Source organism: Paracoccus sp. SJTW-4 (genome assembly GCF_047716885.1).
Taxonomy (GTDB): Bacteria; Pseudomonadota; Alphaproteobacteria; order Rhodobacterales; family Rhodobacteraceae; genus Paracoccus; species Paracoccus solventivorans.
In genome coordinates this window covers 3,171,247-3,188,669 of sequence record NZ_CP136681.1, presented here as the reverse complement: position 1 = coordinate 3,188,669, position 17,423 = coordinate 3,171,247, and the positions used below count along the sequence as shown (strand labels likewise).

Annotated in this window: 15 protein-coding genes; 4 read left to right on the top strand and 11 right to left on the bottom strand. The window is 70.0% G+C overall.

Features of this window, described 5'->3' with window-relative positions; translation table 11 throughout:
• Positions 1-13 precede the first annotated feature (13 nt).
• Positions 14-763 (top strand): DsbA family protein, encoded by a 750-nt coding sequence (locus tag RSP45_RS15585; RefSeq protein ID WP_415392635.1) that lies wholly within the window; start codon positions 14-16, stop codon positions 761-763.
• Positions 764-1,105: 342 nt separating this feature from the next.
• Here the strand turns inward: RSP45_RS15585 and ispG are convergent, their stop codons facing one another.
• The 3 genes from ispG to hemA form a co-directional block, all read right to left on the bottom strand.
• Positions 1,106-2,227 (bottom strand): flavodoxin-dependent (E)-4-hydroxy-3-methylbut-2-enyl-diphosphate synthase, encoded by a 1,122-nt coding sequence (gene ispG / locus RSP45_RS15580; RefSeq protein ID WP_415392634.1) that lies wholly within the window; start codon positions 2,225-2,227, stop codon positions 1,106-1,108.
• A 94-nt stretch (positions 2,228-2,321) separates the two neighbouring features.
• Positions 2,322-3,581 (bottom strand): RodZ domain-containing protein, encoded by a 1,260-nt coding sequence (locus tag RSP45_RS15575; protein ID WP_415392633.1) that lies wholly within the window; start codon positions 3,579-3,581, stop codon positions 2,322-2,324.
• Between the two features lie 120 nt (positions 3,582-3,701).
• Complete coding sequence (hemA, locus tag RSP45_RS15570; RefSeq protein WP_415392632.1) at positions 3,702-4,931, bottom strand: 5-aminolevulinate synthase; 1,230 nt, start codon at positions 4,929-4,931, stop codon at positions 3,702-3,704.
• A 177-nt stretch (positions 4,932-5,108) separates the two neighbouring features.
• On the opposite strand from hemA, the gene RSP45_RS15565 reads away from it, so the two are divergent.
• Positions 5,109-6,494, top strand: coding sequence for a M20/M25/M40 family metallo-hydrolase (locus RSP45_RS15565; RefSeq protein ID WP_415392631.1), 1,386 nt, complete (start codon positions 5,109-5,111; stop codon positions 6,492-6,494).
• A 406-nt stretch (positions 6,495-6,900) separates the two neighbouring features.
• On the opposite strand, the gene RSP45_RS15560 is transcribed toward RSP45_RS15565, so the two are convergent.
• From RSP45_RS15560 to RSP45_RS15540, 5 genes are all read right to left on the bottom strand, one after another.
• Positions 6,901-7,410: a CarD family transcriptional regulator gene (locus tag RSP45_RS15560; RefSeq protein WP_073064237.1), complete on the bottom strand. Its 510-nt coding sequence runs from the start codon at positions 7,408-7,410 to the stop codon at positions 6,901-6,903.
• Positions 7,411-7,718: 308 nt separating this feature from the next.
• Positions 7,719-8,057 carry a ferredoxin FdxA gene (gene fdxA, locus RSP45_RS15555; RefSeq protein ID WP_073064235.1) on the bottom strand — a complete coding sequence of 113 codons (339 nt, stop codon included), beginning with the start codon at positions 8,055-8,057 and terminating at the stop codon, positions 7,719-7,721.
• Positions 8,058-8,086: 29 nt separating this feature from the next.
• Positions 8,087-8,470: an RNA-binding S4 domain-containing protein gene (locus RSP45_RS15550; RefSeq protein ID WP_415392630.1), complete on the bottom strand. Its 384-nt coding sequence runs from the start codon at positions 8,468-8,470 to the stop codon at positions 8,087-8,089.
• Positions 8,471-8,495: 25 nt separating this feature from the next.
• Entirely contained in the window at positions 8,496-11,600 is a 3,105-nt protein-coding gene (locus tag RSP45_RS15545; protein ID WP_415392629.1) for a helicase-related protein, read from the bottom strand.
• A gap of 1 nt (position 11,601) precedes the next feature.
• Positions 11,602-12,222: a hypothetical protein gene (locus RSP45_RS15540; RefSeq protein ID WP_415392628.1), complete on the bottom strand. Its 621-nt coding sequence runs from the start codon at positions 12,220-12,222 to the stop codon at positions 11,602-11,604.
• Positions 12,223-12,237: 15 nt separating this feature from the next.
• Here RSP45_RS15540 and RSP45_RS15535 point away from each other — a divergent pair, with 15 nt between their 5' ends.
• Both RSP45_RS15535 and RSP45_RS15530 read left to right on the top strand, forming a co-directional pair.
• Positions 12,238-12,522 carry an SCP2 sterol-binding domain-containing protein gene (locus RSP45_RS15535; RefSeq protein WP_073064226.1) on the top strand — a complete coding sequence of 95 codons (285 nt, stop codon included), beginning with the start codon at positions 12,238-12,240 and terminating at the stop codon, positions 12,520-12,522.
• 3 nt (positions 12,523-12,525) lie between these two features.
• On the top strand, positions 12,526-13,512 hold the full coding sequence (locus tag RSP45_RS15530) for an alpha/beta hydrolase (RefSeq protein WP_415392627.1): 987 nt from the start codon (positions 12,526-12,528) through the stop codon (positions 13,510-13,512).
• A 68-nt stretch (positions 13,513-13,580) separates the two neighbouring features.
• Here RSP45_RS15530 and pgi read toward each other — a convergent pair whose 3' ends face one another.
• Genes pgi through zwf form a run of 3 tightly spaced genes read right to left on the bottom strand, consistent with a single transcriptional unit; the run spans position 13,581 to position 17,404 of the window.
• A complete protein-coding gene (pgi, locus tag RSP45_RS15525) occupies positions 13,581-15,194 on the bottom strand; it encodes a glucose-6-phosphate isomerase (RefSeq protein WP_415392626.1) in 1,614 nt (537 codons plus the stop codon).
• Between the two features lie 43 nt (positions 15,195-15,237).
• Positions 15,238-15,906, bottom strand: coding sequence for a 6-phosphogluconolactonase (gene pgl, locus RSP45_RS15520; protein ID WP_415392625.1), 669 nt, complete (start codon positions 15,904-15,906; stop codon positions 15,238-15,240).
• Between the two features lie 49 nt (positions 15,907-15,955).
• The gene (zwf, locus tag RSP45_RS15515) at positions 15,956-17,404 is read right to left on the bottom strand and encodes a glucose-6-phosphate dehydrogenase (RefSeq protein ID WP_415392624.1); all 1,449 of its coding nucleotides are present in this window, start codon (positions 17,402-17,404) and stop codon (positions 15,956-15,958) included.
• Between the last annotated feature and the right edge of the window lie 19 nt (positions 17,405-17,423).

Here is a 17,423-nt window from a genome sequence, read left to right as displayed (position 1 = left end):
AAAGGACCCCGTGATGAAATCGCTGATGACCGCTGCCGCCATGGCAGCGCTGCTGGCCTCGCCCGCAGCCGCCTTCGACCCCGCGAACATGACCGAGGCCGAGCGCGAGGCCTTTGGCGAGGCGGTGCGCGGCTACATCATGGACAACCCGCAGGTGCTGGTCGAGGCGATCAACGCCATGGAGGCCCGGCGGCTGGAGGCCGAGGCCGAAAACGACAAGCTGCTGGTCGCCGCCAACAGCGCCGCGCTGTTCGAGGACGGGTTTTCCTGGATCGGCGGCAACCCCGAGGGCGCGCTGACCATCGTCGAGTTCATCGATTATCGCTGCGGCTATTGCCGCCGCATCGCGCCGGAGCTGGACAAGGTGGTGGCCGAGGACGGCGATATCCGCCTGATCCTCAAGGAGTTCCCGATCCTCGGGCAGGAAAGCGACCTGGCCTCGCGCTATGCCATCGCGGTGCGGCAGATCGCCGGTGGCGACGCCTACAAGGCGGCGCATGACCGGCTTTACGAATTGCGCGGCGGCGTCACCATCGAGACGCTGAATGCGCTGTCGGCGGATCTGGGGCTGGACGCCGACGCGATCGTGCAGCGGATGAACACCGAGGAGGTGTCCTCGGAAATCCGCCAGAACCGCCAGCTGGCCGAGCGGATGCAGATCATGGGCACGCCGACCTTCGTCATCGGCCCGGAACTGCTGCGCGGCGTGCCGACCGCCGGGCTGGCGGCGGTGATCGAGACCATCCGCGCCGAGGCGGGCTGAGGGCCGCCGCCGGGCATGTGGCGGCGCTGCGCCCGTTCGTCAGCGGCACCAATCCGCGCCGGCTGGTTCTGGGGATGCGCCGTCGGACCGGGGCTCTGCCCCGGACCCCGGGATATTTGAGACCGCCCGAGGCGCGTTAACCGAATCTTCAGCTTTTCGAGGCAATATCGGAATTGCGGTACAGGCGGGGACGCCGATGACCGCACCGACCGAAAGCCGCCCCCGTCCCTGTGGCGGGGGCGTGCCGCTTTCGGGCGGTCGGAAAATATCCTCGGGGGTGAATGGCGGCCCGAAGGGCGCCAGAGGGGGGCGGAAAGCCCCCTGACCATAGTGCGCCAGGCGTTATTCGGCCGCTTCGGCGGCGCGGGAAAGCTCTTCGGCGCGGCGCTCGACCAGCTCGACGATATGGTCGATCATCTGGTCATTGGTCATCTTGTGGTCCTGCTTGCCGGCCAGATAGACCATGCCGCTGCCGGCGCCGCCGCCGGTAAAGCCGATGTCGGTCATCAGCGCCTCGCCGGGCCCGTTCACTACGCAGCCGATGATCGACAGGCTCATCGGGGTCTTGATGTGTTCCAGCCGCTGTTCGAGGATCTCGACGGTCTTGATCACGTCGAACCCCTGCCGCGCGCAGCTGGGGCAGGAGATGATCTGCACGCCGCGGGTGCGCAGCCCCAGCGATTTCAGGATCTCGTAGCCGACGCGCACCTCTTCCACCGGATCGGCCGACAGCGACACCCGGATGGTGTCGCCGATCCCGGCCCAGAGCAGGTTGCCCATGCCGACCGCGGATTTCACCGTGCCGCCGCGCAGCCCGCCGGCCTCGGTGATCCCCAGATGGATCGGCGCGTCGGTGGCCTCGGCCAGCGCCTGATAGGCGGCGGCGGCCAGGAACACGTCCGAAGCCTTCACGCTGATCTTGAACTCGTGGAAATCGTTGTCCTGCAGCAGCTTGATATGGTCGAGCCCGCTTTCCACCATCGCGTCCGGGCAGGGCTCGCCGTATTTCTCCAGCAGGTGGCGTTCCAGGCTGCCCGCGTTCACCCCGATGCGGATCGAGCAGCCGTGGTCGCGGGCAGCCTGCACCACCTCGCGCACCCGCGCCGGCTCGCCGATATTGCCGGGGTTGATGCGCAGGCAGGCGGCGCCGGCCTCGGCGGCCTCGATGGCGCGGCGATAATGGAAATGGATGTCGGCGACGATCGGCACCGGGCTTTCGCGGGTGATCTCGCGCAGCGCCCGGGTCGAGGCCTCGTCGGGGGTCGAGATGCGCACGATGTCGGCGCCCGCATCCGCGGCGGCGATCACCTGCGCCAGCGTCGCGCGCACGTCCGAGGAATCGGTGTTGGTCATGGTCTGGACGCTGATCGGGGCATCGCCCCCGACCGGGACCGAACCGACCATGATCTGCCGCGACCGGCGGCGCTGAATATTGCGCCAGGGGCGGATCGGGTTATGCGTCATCGCTGGACCTTTCGGCTGTCGCCGCCACAGATAGGCGCTTGGCCCCGCCGGGGCAACCGGCCGCCGCGGGGTTTCCCCTGCCCGGCCGCGCGGCCTATTCCTGGGGCGCGGCGTCCTCGCCCACCAGCGGCGCGGCCGAGGCGATCGCGAACATCGTCGCCAGCGCCGGGTCGGCGGCCGGGTCGGCCAGCGCGAACTTGCCGGTCAGGGCGTCGGGCGACAGCTCGATGTTGCGCACCACCTGCGGCCCGGGCGCGGCCGGGCCATAGGTCTGCCCGTTCACCGCGAAATACACCGCCCCCGAGTTGCCGGTCCGCAGCAGCGGCGGCTGTTCGCTGGCCGGCAGCACGAAGCGTTCGCCCGCGTCGAGGGTCTTTTCCAGCAGCACCGAGCCGTCGGCGGCGCTGACCCGCACCCAGGCGGGCCGGGTGGCAAGGATTTCCACCTGCGGCGGCTCGGGGCCCAGGGTGCGCACGGACGGCGCCTCGGCCACGGTCTGCGCGCCCGGCGCCTGCACGCCCGGCAGGTTCAGCGGCACGGTGGGGGTCAGCGCCAGTTCGGTCGCCTCCGATGGCATCACCGCCTGCGGTGCGGCATCTGCGGGGTCGGGCAGGCCCGGGTCGATCGCGGCGATGGGGGTGTCGCGCGGGGTCAGCACCGGCACTTCCAGCGCGCGGGGGCGGTAGATGCGGTCCATCGCCTCGGGCTGCGGCAGGTCGATCGCGCCTGCATCCGCCACCCCGACCGGCGCGGCCTCTTGCACCGGGTCCAGCGCCGCGATCACCGCCGGCGCCTGGTCCGAGGGGGTCAGGTTGACCTTCTGCACCTCTTGCAGCACCGCCCAGCCGCCATAGCCCAGCCCCAGCGCCAAGGCGCCCATGACCAGCACCGAGCCGATGGCCCGCGGCTCGATCGAGGACCAGAAGCTTTCCGGCTGCGGGATGAACAGCGCCCGCGGGTTGGCCAGTGCCTCGGCCGGGTCCGAGGGGCGGCGGGTCGGCTTGGGACCGGCAGCGGCGGGGGCCATGCCGTGCACCGGCTGGAACCCCGATTCCTCGCAGAAGCGGCGGAACACCCAGTCCTGGTCCATGCCCAGATAGCGCGCATAGGACCGCACATAGCCCGACACGAAACTGGGCGCGTCAAAGGCCGACAGGTCGCTGTTCTCGATCGCGGCAACGTACGAGGCGCGGATGCGCAGCTCGCGCTGCACATCCAGCAGCGACTTGCCCATGGTGGCGCGTTCGCCACGCATGATGTCGCCCAGCCGCATCTCGAAATCGTCGAACCCCGGAGCCGAATCCCGCCCGTTGACGGAATCATCCGGCCCTGCGGGCGCTCTCGTCCCGATCATTTCCTGCCTGCCCCATTTCTAGCCGTCCCGGATTCGCCTGTGCCTCAACGCGAATCTGGCGTGATTTGTTTAAATTAATGCTATCACGCTGGCGAGAGGGGGGACACTACTTCTTGGGCGTCAAGCCACTGCATGCGCACGATTCAGCGCACAGCGCGACCACAGCGCATCCATGGCATGGACCAGATGGTCGATCTGCTTGGGATCGTGCACCGGCGACGGAGTAAAGCGCAGGCGTTCGGTGCCGCGGGGCACGGTGGGGAAGTTGATCGGCTGCACATAGATGCCGAACTCGTCCAGCAGCATGTCGGACAGCATCTTGCAGTGGACCGGGTTGCCGACATGGACCGGCACGATATGGGTGCCGCGGTCGTCGATGGGCAGGCCGAGCCCGCGCAGGCGCATCTTGAGGATGCGCGCGTGCAGTTGCTGGGCGTCGCGCAGCTTCTGCCCCTCTTCGGTCTTCAGCAGCGCGATCGAGGCCGCCGCCCCCGCCGCCACTGCCGGCGGGATCGAGGTGGTGAAGATGAACCCCGGCGCGTAGGAGCGGATCGCGTCGCACATCTTGGCCGAGGCCGCGATATAGCCGCCGAACACCCCGAAGGCCTTGCCCAGCGTGCCGTTGAAGATGTCGATGCGGTGCATCAGCCCGTCGCGCTCGGCCACGCCGCCGCCGCGGGGGCCGTACATGCCGACCGCGTGCACCTCGTCCAGATAGGTCAGGGCGTTGAACTCGTCGGCGAGGTCGCAGATCGCCTCGATCGGGCCGAAGTCGCCGTCCATCGAATAGATCGACTCAAAGGCGATCAGCTTGGGCACAGCCGGGTCGTCGGCGGCCAGCAGCTCGCGCAGATGCTCGACGTCGTTGTGGCGGAAGATGCGCTTGGCGCCGTCGAAACGCTTGATCCCCTCGATCATCGAGGCGTGGTTCAGCTCGTCCGAATAGATGATCAGGCCGGGGAACAGCTTGCGCAGCGTGGAAAGAGTCGCGTCATTGGCGATATAGGCGCTGGAAAACACCAGCGCGGATTCCTTGCCGTGCAGGTCCGCCAGCTCGGTCTCGAGCCGCTTGTGATAGATGGTGGTCCCGGAAATGTTGCGGGTGCCGCCCGAGCCGGCGCCGGTGGCGTCCAGCGCCTCGTGCATGGCGCCCAGAACGGCGGGGTGCTGGCCCATCCCCAGATAGTCGTTGCCGCACCAGATGGTGATTTCCTGCTCAGTCCCGTCGGGGCGGGTCCAGATCGCCTGCGGGAAATGCCCCTTGCGACGCTCGACGTCGATGAACACGCGATAGCGGCCTTCGTCATGCAGGCGCTGCAGGGCCTGGTCGATTGCGGCATCGTAGTTCATCAGCTTGCTCCTTGCTTGCCATTCGGCGGGCTTGCGTCACGGGCCTGCGGCGATCATGGTCGCCGGTGGGGCCGCTCGTCATTGATAAGGATCAATGGCAGGAAAATACACCCTTTAATCCCCGATGGGACGAAAAGTCGTACCGTCCGGGACATGCTCTGCGGGAAAGGACGGCAAATGGCAAGGATGGCGCGGCTGGACGAGGTATTGACGACGCTGGACGAGGGGCTGCCGGCGGCGCTGGACCGGCTGATGGCGTTCCTGCGCATCCCCTCGATCTCGACCGACCCGGCCTATGCCGGGCGGGTGCGCGAGGCGGCGGGCTGGCTGCAGGGCGAGCTGGCGGCGCTGGGGTTTCAGGCGACGGTCGAGGACACGCCGGGCCACCCGATGGTGGTCGCGCGCAGCCAGCCGGGCCCGGGCCGCAGCCTGCTGTTCTATGGCCATTACGACGTGCAGCCGGTCGACCCGCTGGCACTGTGGGGCCGCGACCCCTTCGACCCGGCGATCGAGGACACCCCCGCCGGCCCGGTGATCCGCGGCCGCGGCGCCAGCGACGACAAGGGCCAGCTGATGACCTTTATCGAGGCCTGCCGGGCCTGGAAAACCGTGCATGGTGCCCTGCCCGCGGGGCTGGTGCTGCTGTTCGAGGGCGAGGAGGAATCCGGGTCTCCGAGCCTCGAGGGGTTCCTGCGCGACAATGCCGAGCGGTTGCGCGCCAGCCTGGCGCTGATCTGCGACACCGGCATGTATGCCGACGGACGCCCGGCGATCACCACCCAGCTGCGCGGGCTGCTAGGCGAGGAGATCGTGATCCGCGGCGCCGACCGCGACCTGCATTCCGGCAGCTTCGGCGGGCTGGCCGCGAACCCGCTGCAGGTGCTGGTGAACGCGCTGGCGGCGCTGAAGGACGCACAGGGACGGGTGACGCTGCCCGGGTTCTACGACGGGGTGCCCGAGCTGCCTGATGCGCTACGTGCCGACTGGGAGGCGCTGGGGTTCGATGCGGGCGACTTTTTGTCGCAGGTCGGGTTGCGCCATCCCATCGGCGAGCCGGGACGCAGCGGGCTGGAAATGGTGTGGAACCGCCCGACCCTTGAAATCAACGGCATCGCCGGCGGCTATGCCGGTGAGGGGTTCAAGACCGTGCTGCCGGCCGAGGCCCGCGCCAAGGTCTCCTGCCGGCTGGTCGGCACCCAGGACCCCGAGGCGATCCGCGAAGCCCTGCACGCCCATGTCCGCAGCTTCCTGCCCGCGGATTGCAGCGTCGAGTTCCACCCCCACGGCGGCTCGATGGCCAGCGTCATGGATATTTCGGACCCGGCCTTCGGCGCGGCGCGGCAGGCGCTGACCGAAGAATGGGGCCGCGAGGCGGCCTTCATCGGTGCCGGCGGCTCGATCCCGGTGGCGGGGGATTTCAAGCGGCTGCTGGGGATGGATTCGCTGCTGGTCGGCTTTGCCCGCGACGACGACCGCATCCACTCTCCCAACGAGAAATACGACGTGGAAAGCTTTGCGAAAGGCGCGCGCAGCTGGGCACGGATCCTGGCGGCGCTGGGTTGAGCGGCGCGGTCGGAGCGGGGGTTTTCCACCCCCGGGCCGCTGCTGTGGTCTTCCTTGCTGAAAACAGTCCACCGAACCATCCGGCGGGAAAACAGCTTGGGGGCTGTTTTCTGATTCGCCTCTATTCCGGGCGCTCGGAAGCCCCCCAGGATATTTGGGGCAAGCTGAAAGGGGGACATTGCCGAATAATCCGCGCAGACGGATTGCCGGGGTTTTACTGGCGCTGGCAGCGTTTTCGCCTTGCGGCGCCGTGGCCGAGACCCCGGATTACGCCGCGATGATGGCGGAAGCTGCCTGGGACTGGCGCACGCTGCTGGCGTCAGGCAGGCTGGAACAGGTTTATCCCTAGGGAAGCCCGCGGGACGGTCCCTGCCGGTCGGGCAAAGGACCGCCCTGCCATGGACGGTCAGGCGGCGCGGGACATCAGCACCGATTCGACCTTTTTCTGGGCACCGCCCTCGTCGATGCCGTTCACGGCGGCGACCTCGCGGGTCAGGCGGTCCAGCGCGGCTTCGTAGAGCTGGCGCTCGGAATAGGATTGTTCGCGCTGGTCGTCGCTGCGGTGCAGGTCGCGCACCACCTCGGCGATGGACAGCAGGTCGCCCGAGTTGATCTTCTGTTCGTATTCCTGCGCCCGGCGCGACCACATCGCGCGCTTGACGCGGGCCTTGCCCTTGAGCGTTTCCAGGGCGCGGTCCACCAGGTCGGGCGAGGCGAGGCCGCGCATCCCGATCTCGGTCGCGCGGGCGGTCGGGACACGCAAGGTCATCTTGTCCTTTTCAAACGAGATCACGAACATCTCGAGCTTGAGGCCGGCGACCTCCTGCTCTTCGATGGACACGATCCGGCCGACGCCGTGGGCCGGATAGACCACGAAATCGTCGGGGCGGAACTCGTTCTTCTTGGTCTTCGACATCTTGCTTCCTTCCAGATCGCGCCGCGGATGGCGCAAAAAGACCCCTGGGGGGTTGCCCTCCCGAGGTCCCTGTGGTTGTTGTCGGTCAGCCGGATGGGCAGACATCCGGGCGCACTACGGCTGGCCAGTGTCCATGACCCTGCCGGTGCAACAATCTTGTATCACGAATCACCCCCTTTTAGAAGGGGTTTTTCCCGGACGCGAATCGCGGCCGGCCCTGGCGCCCGGCCGGACCGGCGCATGGACCCGGGCCGGCACTGGCGCGGCCGGCCGGGGCGCCGATTGGGATCAGTCGCCCTCGCCTGGGATCAGTCGCCCTCGCCGGGGTTGGGCGAGAAGTATTTGTCCAGCTTTCCGGTCACGCCGTCCATTTCCTCGGCGGTGGGCAGCGGGTCCTTCTTGCGGGTGATGACCGGCCATTGCTCGGAATAGGTGCGGTTGAACTCGACCCAGGCTTCCATGTCGGGCTCGGTGTCCGGGCGGATGGCGTCCGCCGGGCATTCCGGTTCGCAGACCCCGCAGTCGATGCATTCATCCGGGTGGATCACCAGGGTGTTTTCCCCCTCGTAGAAACAGTCGACCGGACAGACCTCGACGCAATCCGTGTATTTGCACATGATGCAGTTGTCGGTCACGACATAGGTCATGGTCAGCCTCGTGGGGGAAGTTGCGAGGCTCACCTATGCCTTTCGCGCGGGGGGTTCAAGCCGGGGCTGTCCGGTTCCCCGGCGTCCCCCACCTGCGCCGTGTCGTCGCGGTCGAGATCCTGGAACAGCGTCTGCGCCTCGGCCGCCGGGCCACGGCGCAGGCCGGGGGCCAGCACCCGCAGGCTGCGCACGCCTGAAGGCGCCGCCACGGTCACCACGTCGCCGGGCCGGACCTCGTGACCCGGCTTGCGGCAGGGGGCGCCGTTCACCCGCACGCCGCCCTGCGCGATTCGGTCGGCGGCCAGGGTGCGCGACTTGAAGGCGCGGGCGTGGAACAGCCAGCGGTCCAGCCGGATCGCCTCTGACGGCTGCGGCAGGTCGTCGCCGCCCGGGCGACTGCCCCTGCGCGCCATCAGCCCGCCTGCATGGCTGCGGCGCTCACGTCTTGTTCTTCAACGCGGCGAGCACGGCAAAGGGGCTGTCGGGATCCACCGGCTTGTCGTGGCGGGGCGGCCGGGCCTCGAAGCTGCGCTCGGGCTTGCCGCCCTTGCCGCGGTTCTCGTTGCGCTCGCCCCGGCCCTCGCCCCGGGGTTTTCCGCCCGGTTTGCCGCCGGGTTTCCCCTGCCGCTGCGGGCGCTGCCCGTCCTCGCCCTCGCGCCGCCGGTCCCCGCGGGGGCGGTCAGAGCGGTCGGATTGGGGGCGATCCGATTGCGGCCGGTTGCCGCGGGCACCCTCGGGCTGGCCGGGGGCGGCGCCGCCATCGCGGCGCGGGCGGCGCTGGAAGCGCCCCTCGGCTTCGGCGCCGCGGCGCGGGCCGCGGGGGCGCGGGGCCCAGGTGAAACTGTAGAAGACTTCCATTTCGGGGGCGGGCGTCTCGGCAGCATCCCCGTCTGCCGGGGCGCCCCCGGCCTCGGCAGCCTCGGCCCCAGTGCCATCGGCGCCGGTATCCTCGGCCTCGGCCCCCTCGCCTGCTTCCGCGGCAGCGGCAGCCTCGGCTTCCGCCGCAGCAGCAGCCTCGGCGGCGCGTTTCTCGGCCTGCTCGGCTTCCCAGCGGGCGCGGGTCTCGGCGGCGAGCACGCTTTCCTCTTCGGTCAGCGGCGCGTCCGATACCGGCGTATCACCGCCCTGCTCGCCCGTTTCCGGCGTGGTGGCAGCCTCGGCCGGGGCCGGAACGGCGCGGGTCTTGACCCGCTCGCCGCGTTCGGCGCGATAGCCCAGCCCGCCCATCAGATCGGCGAATTGCTCCAGCGTCATGCCGGTGATCGACAGCATGTCAGCGGTGGCCTCGAAGCCGCCGCGGCTGTCCTGGCCGCGCAGCATGTCGGCCAGCCGTTCCAGCATGTCGATGCGGATCGCGCGCTCGCCGGCCGGGTGATAGCCCGACAGCGTGTAATAGTCGCGCGGCACCTCGGGCAGGTTCGGGATGGTCACCAGCCCGGGCGGCGGTGATTCGGGGAACTCGTCCGCGCCCGCCCACAGCGCCGACAGCAGCAGCCGCAGCCGGGTCGGCGCCGGCTTCAGCAGCGCCGGCTGGAAGACGGTGTACTGGCCGAAGCGCACCCCGTGCTTGCGCAGGCTGCCCCGCGCGTCCTGGTCCAGCGCCTTGATGTCGGCGGCCACCGCGTCGCGCGGCAGCACCCCCAGCGCCTCGACCAGCCGGAACGCCACGCCGCGCGCCAGCCCGGCCAGCGTCTCGTCGGCCTGCATCGCCAGCAGCGGCTCGAACCCGGCGGCGATCTTGCGGTCGATGAAATGCTGCAGCCGGCGGCGGACCTTTTCGGCCACCTCCTCGCCCGCATCCTCGTCCACGAAGACCTCGATCGCGGGTTTCAGCGGCTCGGAACCCTTGACCAGCTTGCCCACCGCCGAGGCGCCCCACATCAGCCCGCCCTGCTCGGTAAAGTCGAGCTCGGTATCGGGCGCGTTGTAGAAGCGGTCGGCGCGCAGATGGAACTCGGGGCGCAGCGCCTCGTATGCGGCGCGGGTCAGCATCCTTGCCTCGTCGCCCTGGGCGGCGGGATCGGTCCGAAAGCGGAACCCGTCCAGCCGGCCGGCGAACTCGCCCTCGACCGTCACTTCGCCCTTGTCGTTCACCTCGGCCACCAGGCTCTCCTTCTGTTTGAGCCGGCGCAGCAGCACGGATGTGCGCCGGTCCACGAATCGCTGCGTCAGCGCGGCGTGCAGCGCATCAGACAGACGGTCTTCTACAGCCCGCGTCTCGCCGCGCCAATGGGCTTCGTCGCGCACCCAGCCGCTGCGCTGCGCCACATAGGTCCAGGTGCGGATATAGGCCAGCCGCTTGCTGATCGCGTCGATGTCGCCGCCGGTGCGGTCGATGCGGGCGACGGCGCGGGCCAGCCAGTCGCCGGGAATGCCGCCGTCCTGCAGGAAACCGTAGATCCGGGTCAGCAGCGTGGTGTGTTCGGCGGGCGAAATGCCGCGGAAATCCGGGATCCGGCAGACATCCCACAGCAGCCGCACATCCTTGGGGTGGGTCACGCGGTCGCGGATCTCGGGCAGCCCCGACAGCACCTTGAGCGCGGCAAGATCGTCGGCCTCGCGCCCGCGACCCAGCCATTCGCTGCCCGAGGGGCGTTCCAGCGACTGGATCAGCCGGTCAACGGTGCCGAACTCCAGCGCCGAGTTGCGCCACACTAGGCGCGAAATCGGCTGGAAACGGTGGTTCTCGATGGCGTCGATCAGCCCCTCGTCCAGCTCGCGCGCCTCGCCGGTGACGCCGAAGGTGCCGGGCTCGGTGTGGCGGCCGGCGCGGCCGGCGATCTGGCCCAGCTCGTGCGGGAACAGCGGCCGCATCCGGCGGCCGTCGAACTTGCGGGTGGACTCAAAGGCGACGTGGCGGATGTCGAGGTTCAGTCCCATACCGATGGCGTCGGTGGCGACCAGGTAATCGACCTCGCCTGCCTGATACATCGCCACCTGCGCATTGCGGGTGCGGGGCGACAGCGCCCCCATCACCACTGCGCAGCCGCCCTTGAGCCGGCGCAGCAATTCCGCGGTCGCATAGACGTCATCGACCGAGAACCCGACGATGGCCGAGCGCGCGGGCATCCGCGACAGTTTCTTCGACCCCGCCCAGCTGAGCGTGGAAAACCGCTCGCGCCGGATGAAATGCGCCTCGGGGACCAGCGCGGCGATGGCGGGGCGCATGGTGTCGGACCCGAGGAACAGCGTCTCGTGAAGCCCGCGCATGTGCAGCAGCCGGTCGGTGAAGACATGGCCGCGTTCCGGGTCGGCGCACAGCTGGATCTCGTCGATGGCGACGAAATCGGCCAGCACCTCGGGCATGGCCTCGGTGGTGGCGACCCAATAGGCGGCGCGTTCCGGGACGATGCGTTCCTCGCCGGTGATCAGCGCCACGACCGAGGGGCCGCGCGCCTTGACGATGCGGTCGTAGACTTCGCGCGCCAACAGCCGCAGCGGCAGGCCGATGACGCCGGTGCGATGCGCCAGCATCCGCTCGATCGCGTAATGGGTCTTGCCGGTGTTGGTCGGCCCCAGCACGGCCGTGACGCGCCCCGCCACCTCAGACGCCCTGCCCCGGCGTCACCGACAGCCGCGCGGCGCCGTCAGCCGCGTCGGGCTGATGCGGATTGACGTCCAGACTTTCGCGATAGGCGGCCAGCGCCCGCGCCGTATCGCCGCTGTCCTCGAGGATCGCCGCCAGCAGCGTGATCGAGGGCCAGTGCCGCGGTTCAAGCTGCAGGGCGCGGGCCAGGTCGGCCATGGCGGGGCCGGTCTGCCCGGCCATCTGGAACGCCGCCGCCCGCGCTGCCCAGCCGGCGGCGAAATCCGGCGCGTGATCGGTCAGCGCGGTCAGATGCCCGATGGCGGCCGCGGTGTCCCCCGCATCCAGCGCCGATTCGCCACGCATTAGCAGCAGGTCCAGCGCGGCCGAGCCGGACCGCGACCAGGCCCGCTCGATATCCGATTGCGCCCGCATCCAGCCCTCGCCGTCGGCAGCCAGTTCGCTGAACAGCGCCTCCATGTCGTCGGGGGGTTCCGCGGGGCTCTGGGCGGCCAGCGGCGCGGCGGCCAGCGCCGCCGACAGCAGGGCCGCGGCAAATGCCGTGGCGACAGGGTGGAACTGGGGCTTGGGCGCGCGCATAAGGTCGATGTAGACACTCGAGCGCCGCGGCGCCAGCATGGGAGACAGGGACAGATGAGTTCAGTGATCGAAGGCGCCATCAAGGCACTGGCCGCGCGGATTTCCTCGTTCGACGGCACCGCCAAGTTCGTGATCGACGGTGTCGGCGCGATCATGATCGACGAGAACGGCGTGCGCGCCGGCGACGACGAGGCCGAGGTGACGCTGACCGCCAGCCGCGACACCTTCGAGGGGCTGCTGAACGGCGAGACCAATCCGACCATGGCCTATATGACCGGCAAGCTGAAGATCGACGGCTCGCTGCCCACGGCGATGAAGCTGGGCTCGGCGCTGTCCTGAGCCATGGCGCCCGAACGCGCCGCACCGATCATGCCGGGGACCGCCGCCTGCCTGCGGCGGTTCCCGGCCGCGCCGCTGCACCGCCTGCCGGATGAGCCCGACAGCGGCGGGCAGGCGTTCTGGGTCACCACCAGCGACGGGCTGCGGCTGCGGCTGGGACTGTGGCAGCCGGCGGGGACGGCGCGGGGCACGGTGCTGCTGTTCCAGGGCCGCACCGAGTATCTGGAAAAATACAGCCCCATCGCCGCATGGCTGGCGGCGCAGGGGCTGGCGGTGATCGCGCCGGACTGGCGCGGACAGGGGCTGTCGGACCGGCTGCTGGCCGACCCGCGCCCGGGCCATATCGGCGATTTCGCCGATTACCGCGCCGATGTAGCCGCCGTGGTCAGCGCCGCCGAATCGCTGGCGCTGCCGCGGCCGTGGCATCTGCTGGCGCATTCCATGGGCGGCTGCATCGGGCTGGCGGCGCTGCTGGACGGGCTGCCGGTGGCGCGGGCAGCGTTCTCGGCCCCGATGTGGGGGCTGCACCACCCGCTGGTGCCGAGGGGCGTGATCAGCGCACTGACCTCGGGCGCGCAGCTGCTGCGCCGGAGCGGCCGCGCCGCGGTGGGCACGGGCGGCGGCGGCACCTATCTGCTGGACACCAGGTTCCGGGGCAATGCGCTGACCTCGGACGCGCGGCAATGGGCGCGGCTGGTGGCGCAGGCCGGCAGCTGGCCCGAGCTGACGCTGGGTGGCGCCACCTATGGCTGGATCGCCGCCGCGCGCCGGGAGATGGCGCGGCTCGCCGCAATGCCTTCGCCTGAAATCCCGGCGCTGATCGGGGTCGGGGGCGCCGAGGCGGTGGTGTCGCCAGCCGCGATCCGCCGCCGCGCGGCCAGCTGGCCACAAGCCCGGCTGCTGGACCTGCCCGGGGCGCGGCACGAGCTGATGTTCGACCACTCCGCCCCGCAATTCCTCGCCGCCGTCGAACAGCTTTTCGCCGCCTGAAGCTGCTTCTTCATCATCCAAATATCCTGGGGGAGCCGGTCGCAGACCGGCGGGGGCAAAGCCCCCTGCTACGCCCCCTCGCCCCGCATCCGCCGTAATTCGGCCACCAGCGCCCGGGTCGAGCCATCCTGCCCGCCGCCCTCGCCGCCCTCGAGCAGCGGCAGCACCTCGCCCGCCAGCTCCTTGCCCAGCTCGACCCCCCATTGGTCGAAGCTGTTGATGCCCAGGATCGCGCCCTCGACGAACACCCGGTGCTCATACAGCGCCACCAGCTGCCCCAGCGTATAGGGGTTCAGCGCCGGGATCAGCAGCGTGGTCGAGGGGCGGTTTCCGGGGAACACCCGATGCGCGGCCTGACATTCGGCCTCGGGTCCGGTCAGCCCCATGGCGGCGACGATCTCGCGCGCCTCTTCCATGCTGCGGCCGCGCAGCAGTGCGCCCGATTGCGCCAGGCAATTGGCGATCAGCAGCCGCTGGTGGTGGTCCAGTTCGGGTTCCTCGCCCCGCGCGGCCACGATGAACTCGCACGGCACCACGGCGCTGCCCTGATGCAGCAGCTGGAAGAAGGCGTGCTGACCATTGGTCCCCGGCTCGCCCCATACGATGGGCCCCGAGGGCCGCGCCAGCGCCTGCCCGTCCATGGTGACGCCCTTGCCGTTCGATTCCATCTCCAGCTGTTGCAGATAGGCCGGCAGGCGGCGCAGGCGCTGCGCATAGGGCAGCACCGCGCGGGTCGGATAGCCGCAGATCTGGTGGTGCCAAATCCCGACCAGCGCCAGCATCATCGGCAGGTTTTCCGCCAGCGGCGCGGCGCGGAAATGCGCGTCCATGGCACGGCCGCCGGCCAGGAACTCGTCGAAGCGATCCGGCCCGATCCCCAGCATCAGCGACAGCCCGACCGGCCCCCAGACGGAAAACCGCCCCCCCACCCAATCCTCGAAGCCGAACACCGCCCGGCGGTCGATGCCGAAATCCGCGGTCCGCGCCAGCGCGGTCGAGACGGCGGCAAACTGCCGCTCGGGCCGGGCGACGCTGGCCGCCATCCAGCGGCGCACGGTGTCGGCGTTGGTCATGGTTTCCAGCGTGGTGAAGGTCTTCGAGGCCACGATCACCAGCGTGGTTGCCGGGTCCAGCCCGCGCAGCGTGTCGGCGGCATCGGCACCGTCGACATTGGACAGGAAATGCAGCCGCGGCCCGTCCGCCCAGGGCGCCAGCGCCAGCGACGCCATCGCCGGGCCAAGGTCGGAGCCGCCGATGCCGATGTTGACCACATCGGTATAGCGCCCGCCGTGCCCCGCGATCCGCCCCGCGCGCACCGCCCTTGCAAAGTCCCGCATCCGGTCCAACGTGGCGTGCACGCCCGGCAGCACGTCGCTTCCGTCGACCTCGATCGGCCCATCCTGCGCGCGCAGGGCGACATGCAGCGCGGCGCGGCCCTCGGTCTCGTTGATCCTTTCGCCGGAAAACATCGCCTCGCGCCGCTCAGCCACGCCCGCGGCCAGCGCCAGCAGCAGCCCGAGCGCCCGCGCGTCGATGGCGGTCTTGGACCAGTCGAGCCACAGCCCGTCTGCCGCCACCGCACAACGCCGCGCCCGCTGGGGGTCGGCGTCGAACAGGGCGGTGATCGGGCGGGCCGCGGTCGCGGCCCGATGCGCGGCAAGCTGCTGCCAGAGCTCTGTCATCTTCACTACTCGTTACCTGTCACCCGGCCGATGCAGCCAAGGCCTATTCGGCGTAATGGACCCGCAGCCCCTTCAGAAACGCCCTTATCGGCGCCTCTTCAACCGGCAGCGAGGCGGCGCGTTCCAGCGCCGCGCGCTTTTCCGGGCCGGTGATCATCAGCAGCGCATCGGTGGCCGAGGTCAGCGCCGGCAGGGTCAGCGTCACCCGCGGCTCGGGCGCGGCCGGGGCGGTGATCGCCAGCACCGGCGGCGCCGAGGGCTCCAGCGCGGCACCGAGCCCCTCGGCCCCCGGGAACAGGCTGGCGGTGTGCATGTCCTCGCCCATGCCCAGCAGCAGCACCGACAGCGGCAGCAGCGGCGCCACGCGCGCCGCAGCCGCCGCGGCGCCCGCGTCGGGGTCCAGCTCCTCGGTGTACAGCGGCACCAGCTCTGCCGCCGCGCCCTCGTCGATCAGGTTGCGCCGGATCAGCCGCGCATTCGAGCGGTTGTGGTCCGGCGCCACCCAGCGCTCGTCGCCGGGCAGCACCACCACCCGCGCCCAGTCCAGCGGCGCCGCCGCCAGCGCCTTGTAGACCGGCACCGGGGTCGAGCCGCCGGGCAGGCACAGCACCGCCCGGTCGCGGGTCTTCAGCGCCATGCCCAGCGATTCGGCGATGTCCTGCGCCACGGCCAGCGTCAGCGCCTCGCGGTCGGGATGCTCGGTCAGTTTCATGGTCTCATGTCCCCAGTCTGCATCTCTGTTGCGTGTTGTGCGTGGTGGCTCATGCCCGGATCTCGCGCCAGCGCCGCCCGTCGCGGTGCATCAGCGCCAGCGCCTCGTCCGGGCCGCTGCTGCCGGGCTGATAGGGTTCGGGGCGGGCGGTGCCGTTTTCCCAGGCGGCGATGATCGGGTCGATCCAGGCCCAGGCGGCCTCGACCTCGTCCCCGCGCATGAACAGGGTCTGGTTGCCGCGGATCACGTCGGTGATCAGCCGCTCATAGGCGTCGGGCATGTCGGCGCCCTCGGGGCCCAGCGCCTCGGCAAAGCTCATGTCCAGCGGCACCTCGACCAGGCGCATGCCGCCGGGGCCGGGTTCCTTGATCATCACCTTGAGGTTGATGCCCTCGTTCGGCTGCAGGCGGATCACCAGCTGGTTGGCCTTGTGCCCGGCCGAATCGTCAAAGATCGAATGCGGCGGCTCGCGGAACACCACCGCGATTTCGCTGCTGCGTTCGCGCAGGCGCTTGCCGGTGCGCAGGTAGAACGGCACCCCCTGCCAGCGCCAGTTGGCGATGCGCAGCTTCAGCGCGACGAAGCTTTCCGTGCGGCTGTGGGGGTTGTCCACGTCCTGCGCGTAGGAAGGCGCCGCCCCGGCCGCGTATTGCCCGCGCACCACATCCGCCGGCGAAACGGGTTCCAGCGCCCGGATCACCTTGAGCTTTTCGTCGCGCACCGCGTCGGGGTCGAAGTGATACGGCGGCTCCATCGCGATCAGGCAGACCAGCTGCATCAGGTGGTTCTGCACCATGTCACGCATGGCGCCGGCGTGGTCGTAATAGGCGCCGCGCCCGGCGACGCCCACGGTCTCGGCCACGGTGATCTGCACATGGTCGATGTAAAGCGCGTTCCACAGCGGCTCGAACAGCATGTTGGCGAAACGCACCGCCATCAGGTTCTGGACGGTTTCCTTGCCCAGGTAGTGGTCGATCCGGTAGATCTGCGCCTCGGAAAAATGCCGTACCAGCGTGCGGTTCAGTGCCCGCGCGGTGTCGAGATCGCGGCCGAACGGCTTTTCGGCGACGATCCGCGCGTCGGGCCCGGCGATGGAATGGTCCGAGAGCCGCCGCGCGATGTCGCCGAACAGCGACGGCGCCACCGACAGGTAGAACGCCTGCACCACCCCCGGCCGCATCCGCACCGCGAGTTCCGGCCAGCCGGACTCGCCGGTGGCGTCGATGGCCAGATAGGACAGCCGGTCGAGGAAGCCCGGCAGCTCGGGCGATTGCGCGCGGGGCGGGTCGAACTCGGCGATCGCGGCGGCCACCTCGTCGCGAAAGGCGGCGTCGTCCAGCGGGCTGCGGGCGGCGCCGATGATGCGCGCCTCCGGCGGGAACTGCCCGGCGGCATGGCGGCGAAACAGCGCGGGCAGGATCTTGCGGCGGGCAAGATCCCCGGTCGCCCCGAAGATGACGAGATCGAAATCATCGACCTGGATCAGACGCGATGCCATCGCGGAACCTTTCGGACTG

Coding starts and splice junctions, on each gene's coding strand:
- RSP45_RS15585 (WP_415392635.1), top strand. CDS start 14: ATGAAATCGCTGATGACCGCTGCCGCCATGGCAGCGCTGCTGGCCTCG.
- ispG (WP_415392634.1), bottom strand. CDS start 2,227: ATGACGCATAACCCGATCCGCCCCTGGCGCAATATTCAGCGCCGCCGG.
- RSP45_RS15575 (WP_415392633.1), bottom strand. CDS start 3,581: ATGATCGGGACGAGAGCGCCCGCAGGGCCGGATGATTCCGTCAACGGG.
- hemA (WP_415392632.1), bottom strand. CDS start 4,931: ATGAACTACGATGCCGCAATCGACCAGGCCCTGCAGCGCCTGCATGAC.
- RSP45_RS15565 (WP_415392631.1), top strand. CDS start 5,109: ATGGCAAGGATGGCGCGGCTGGACGAGGTATTGACGACGCTGGACGAG.
- RSP45_RS15560 (WP_073064237.1), bottom strand. CDS start 7,410: ATGTCGAAGACCAAGAAGAACGAGTTCCGCCCCGACGATTTCGTGGTC.
- fdxA (WP_073064235.1), bottom strand. CDS start 8,057: ATGACCTATGTCGTGACCGACAACTGCATCATGTGCAAATACACGGAT.
- RSP45_RS15550 (WP_415392630.1), bottom strand. CDS start 8,470: ATGGCGCGCAGGGGCAGTCGCCCGGGCGGCGACGACCTGCCGCAGCCG.
- RSP45_RS15540 (WP_415392628.1), bottom strand. CDS start 12,222: ATGCTGGCGCCGCGGCGCTCGAGTGTCTACATCGACCTTATGCGCGCG.
- RSP45_RS15535 (WP_073064226.1), top strand. CDS start 12,238: ATGAGTTCAGTGATCGAAGGCGCCATCAAGGCACTGGCCGCGCGGATT.
- RSP45_RS15530 (WP_415392627.1), top strand. CDS start 12,526: ATGGCGCCCGAACGCGCCGCACCGATCATGCCGGGGACCGCCGCCTGC.
- pgi (WP_415392626.1), bottom strand. CDS start 15,194: ATGACAGAGCTCTGGCAGCAGCTTGCCGCGCATCGGGCCGCGACCGCG.
- pgl (WP_415392625.1), bottom strand. CDS start 15,906: ATGAAACTGACCGAGCATCCCGACCGCGAGGCGCTGACGCTGGCCGTG.
- zwf (WP_415392624.1), bottom strand. CDS start 17,404: ATGGCATCGCGTCTGATCCAGGTCGATGATTTCGATCTCGTCATCTTC.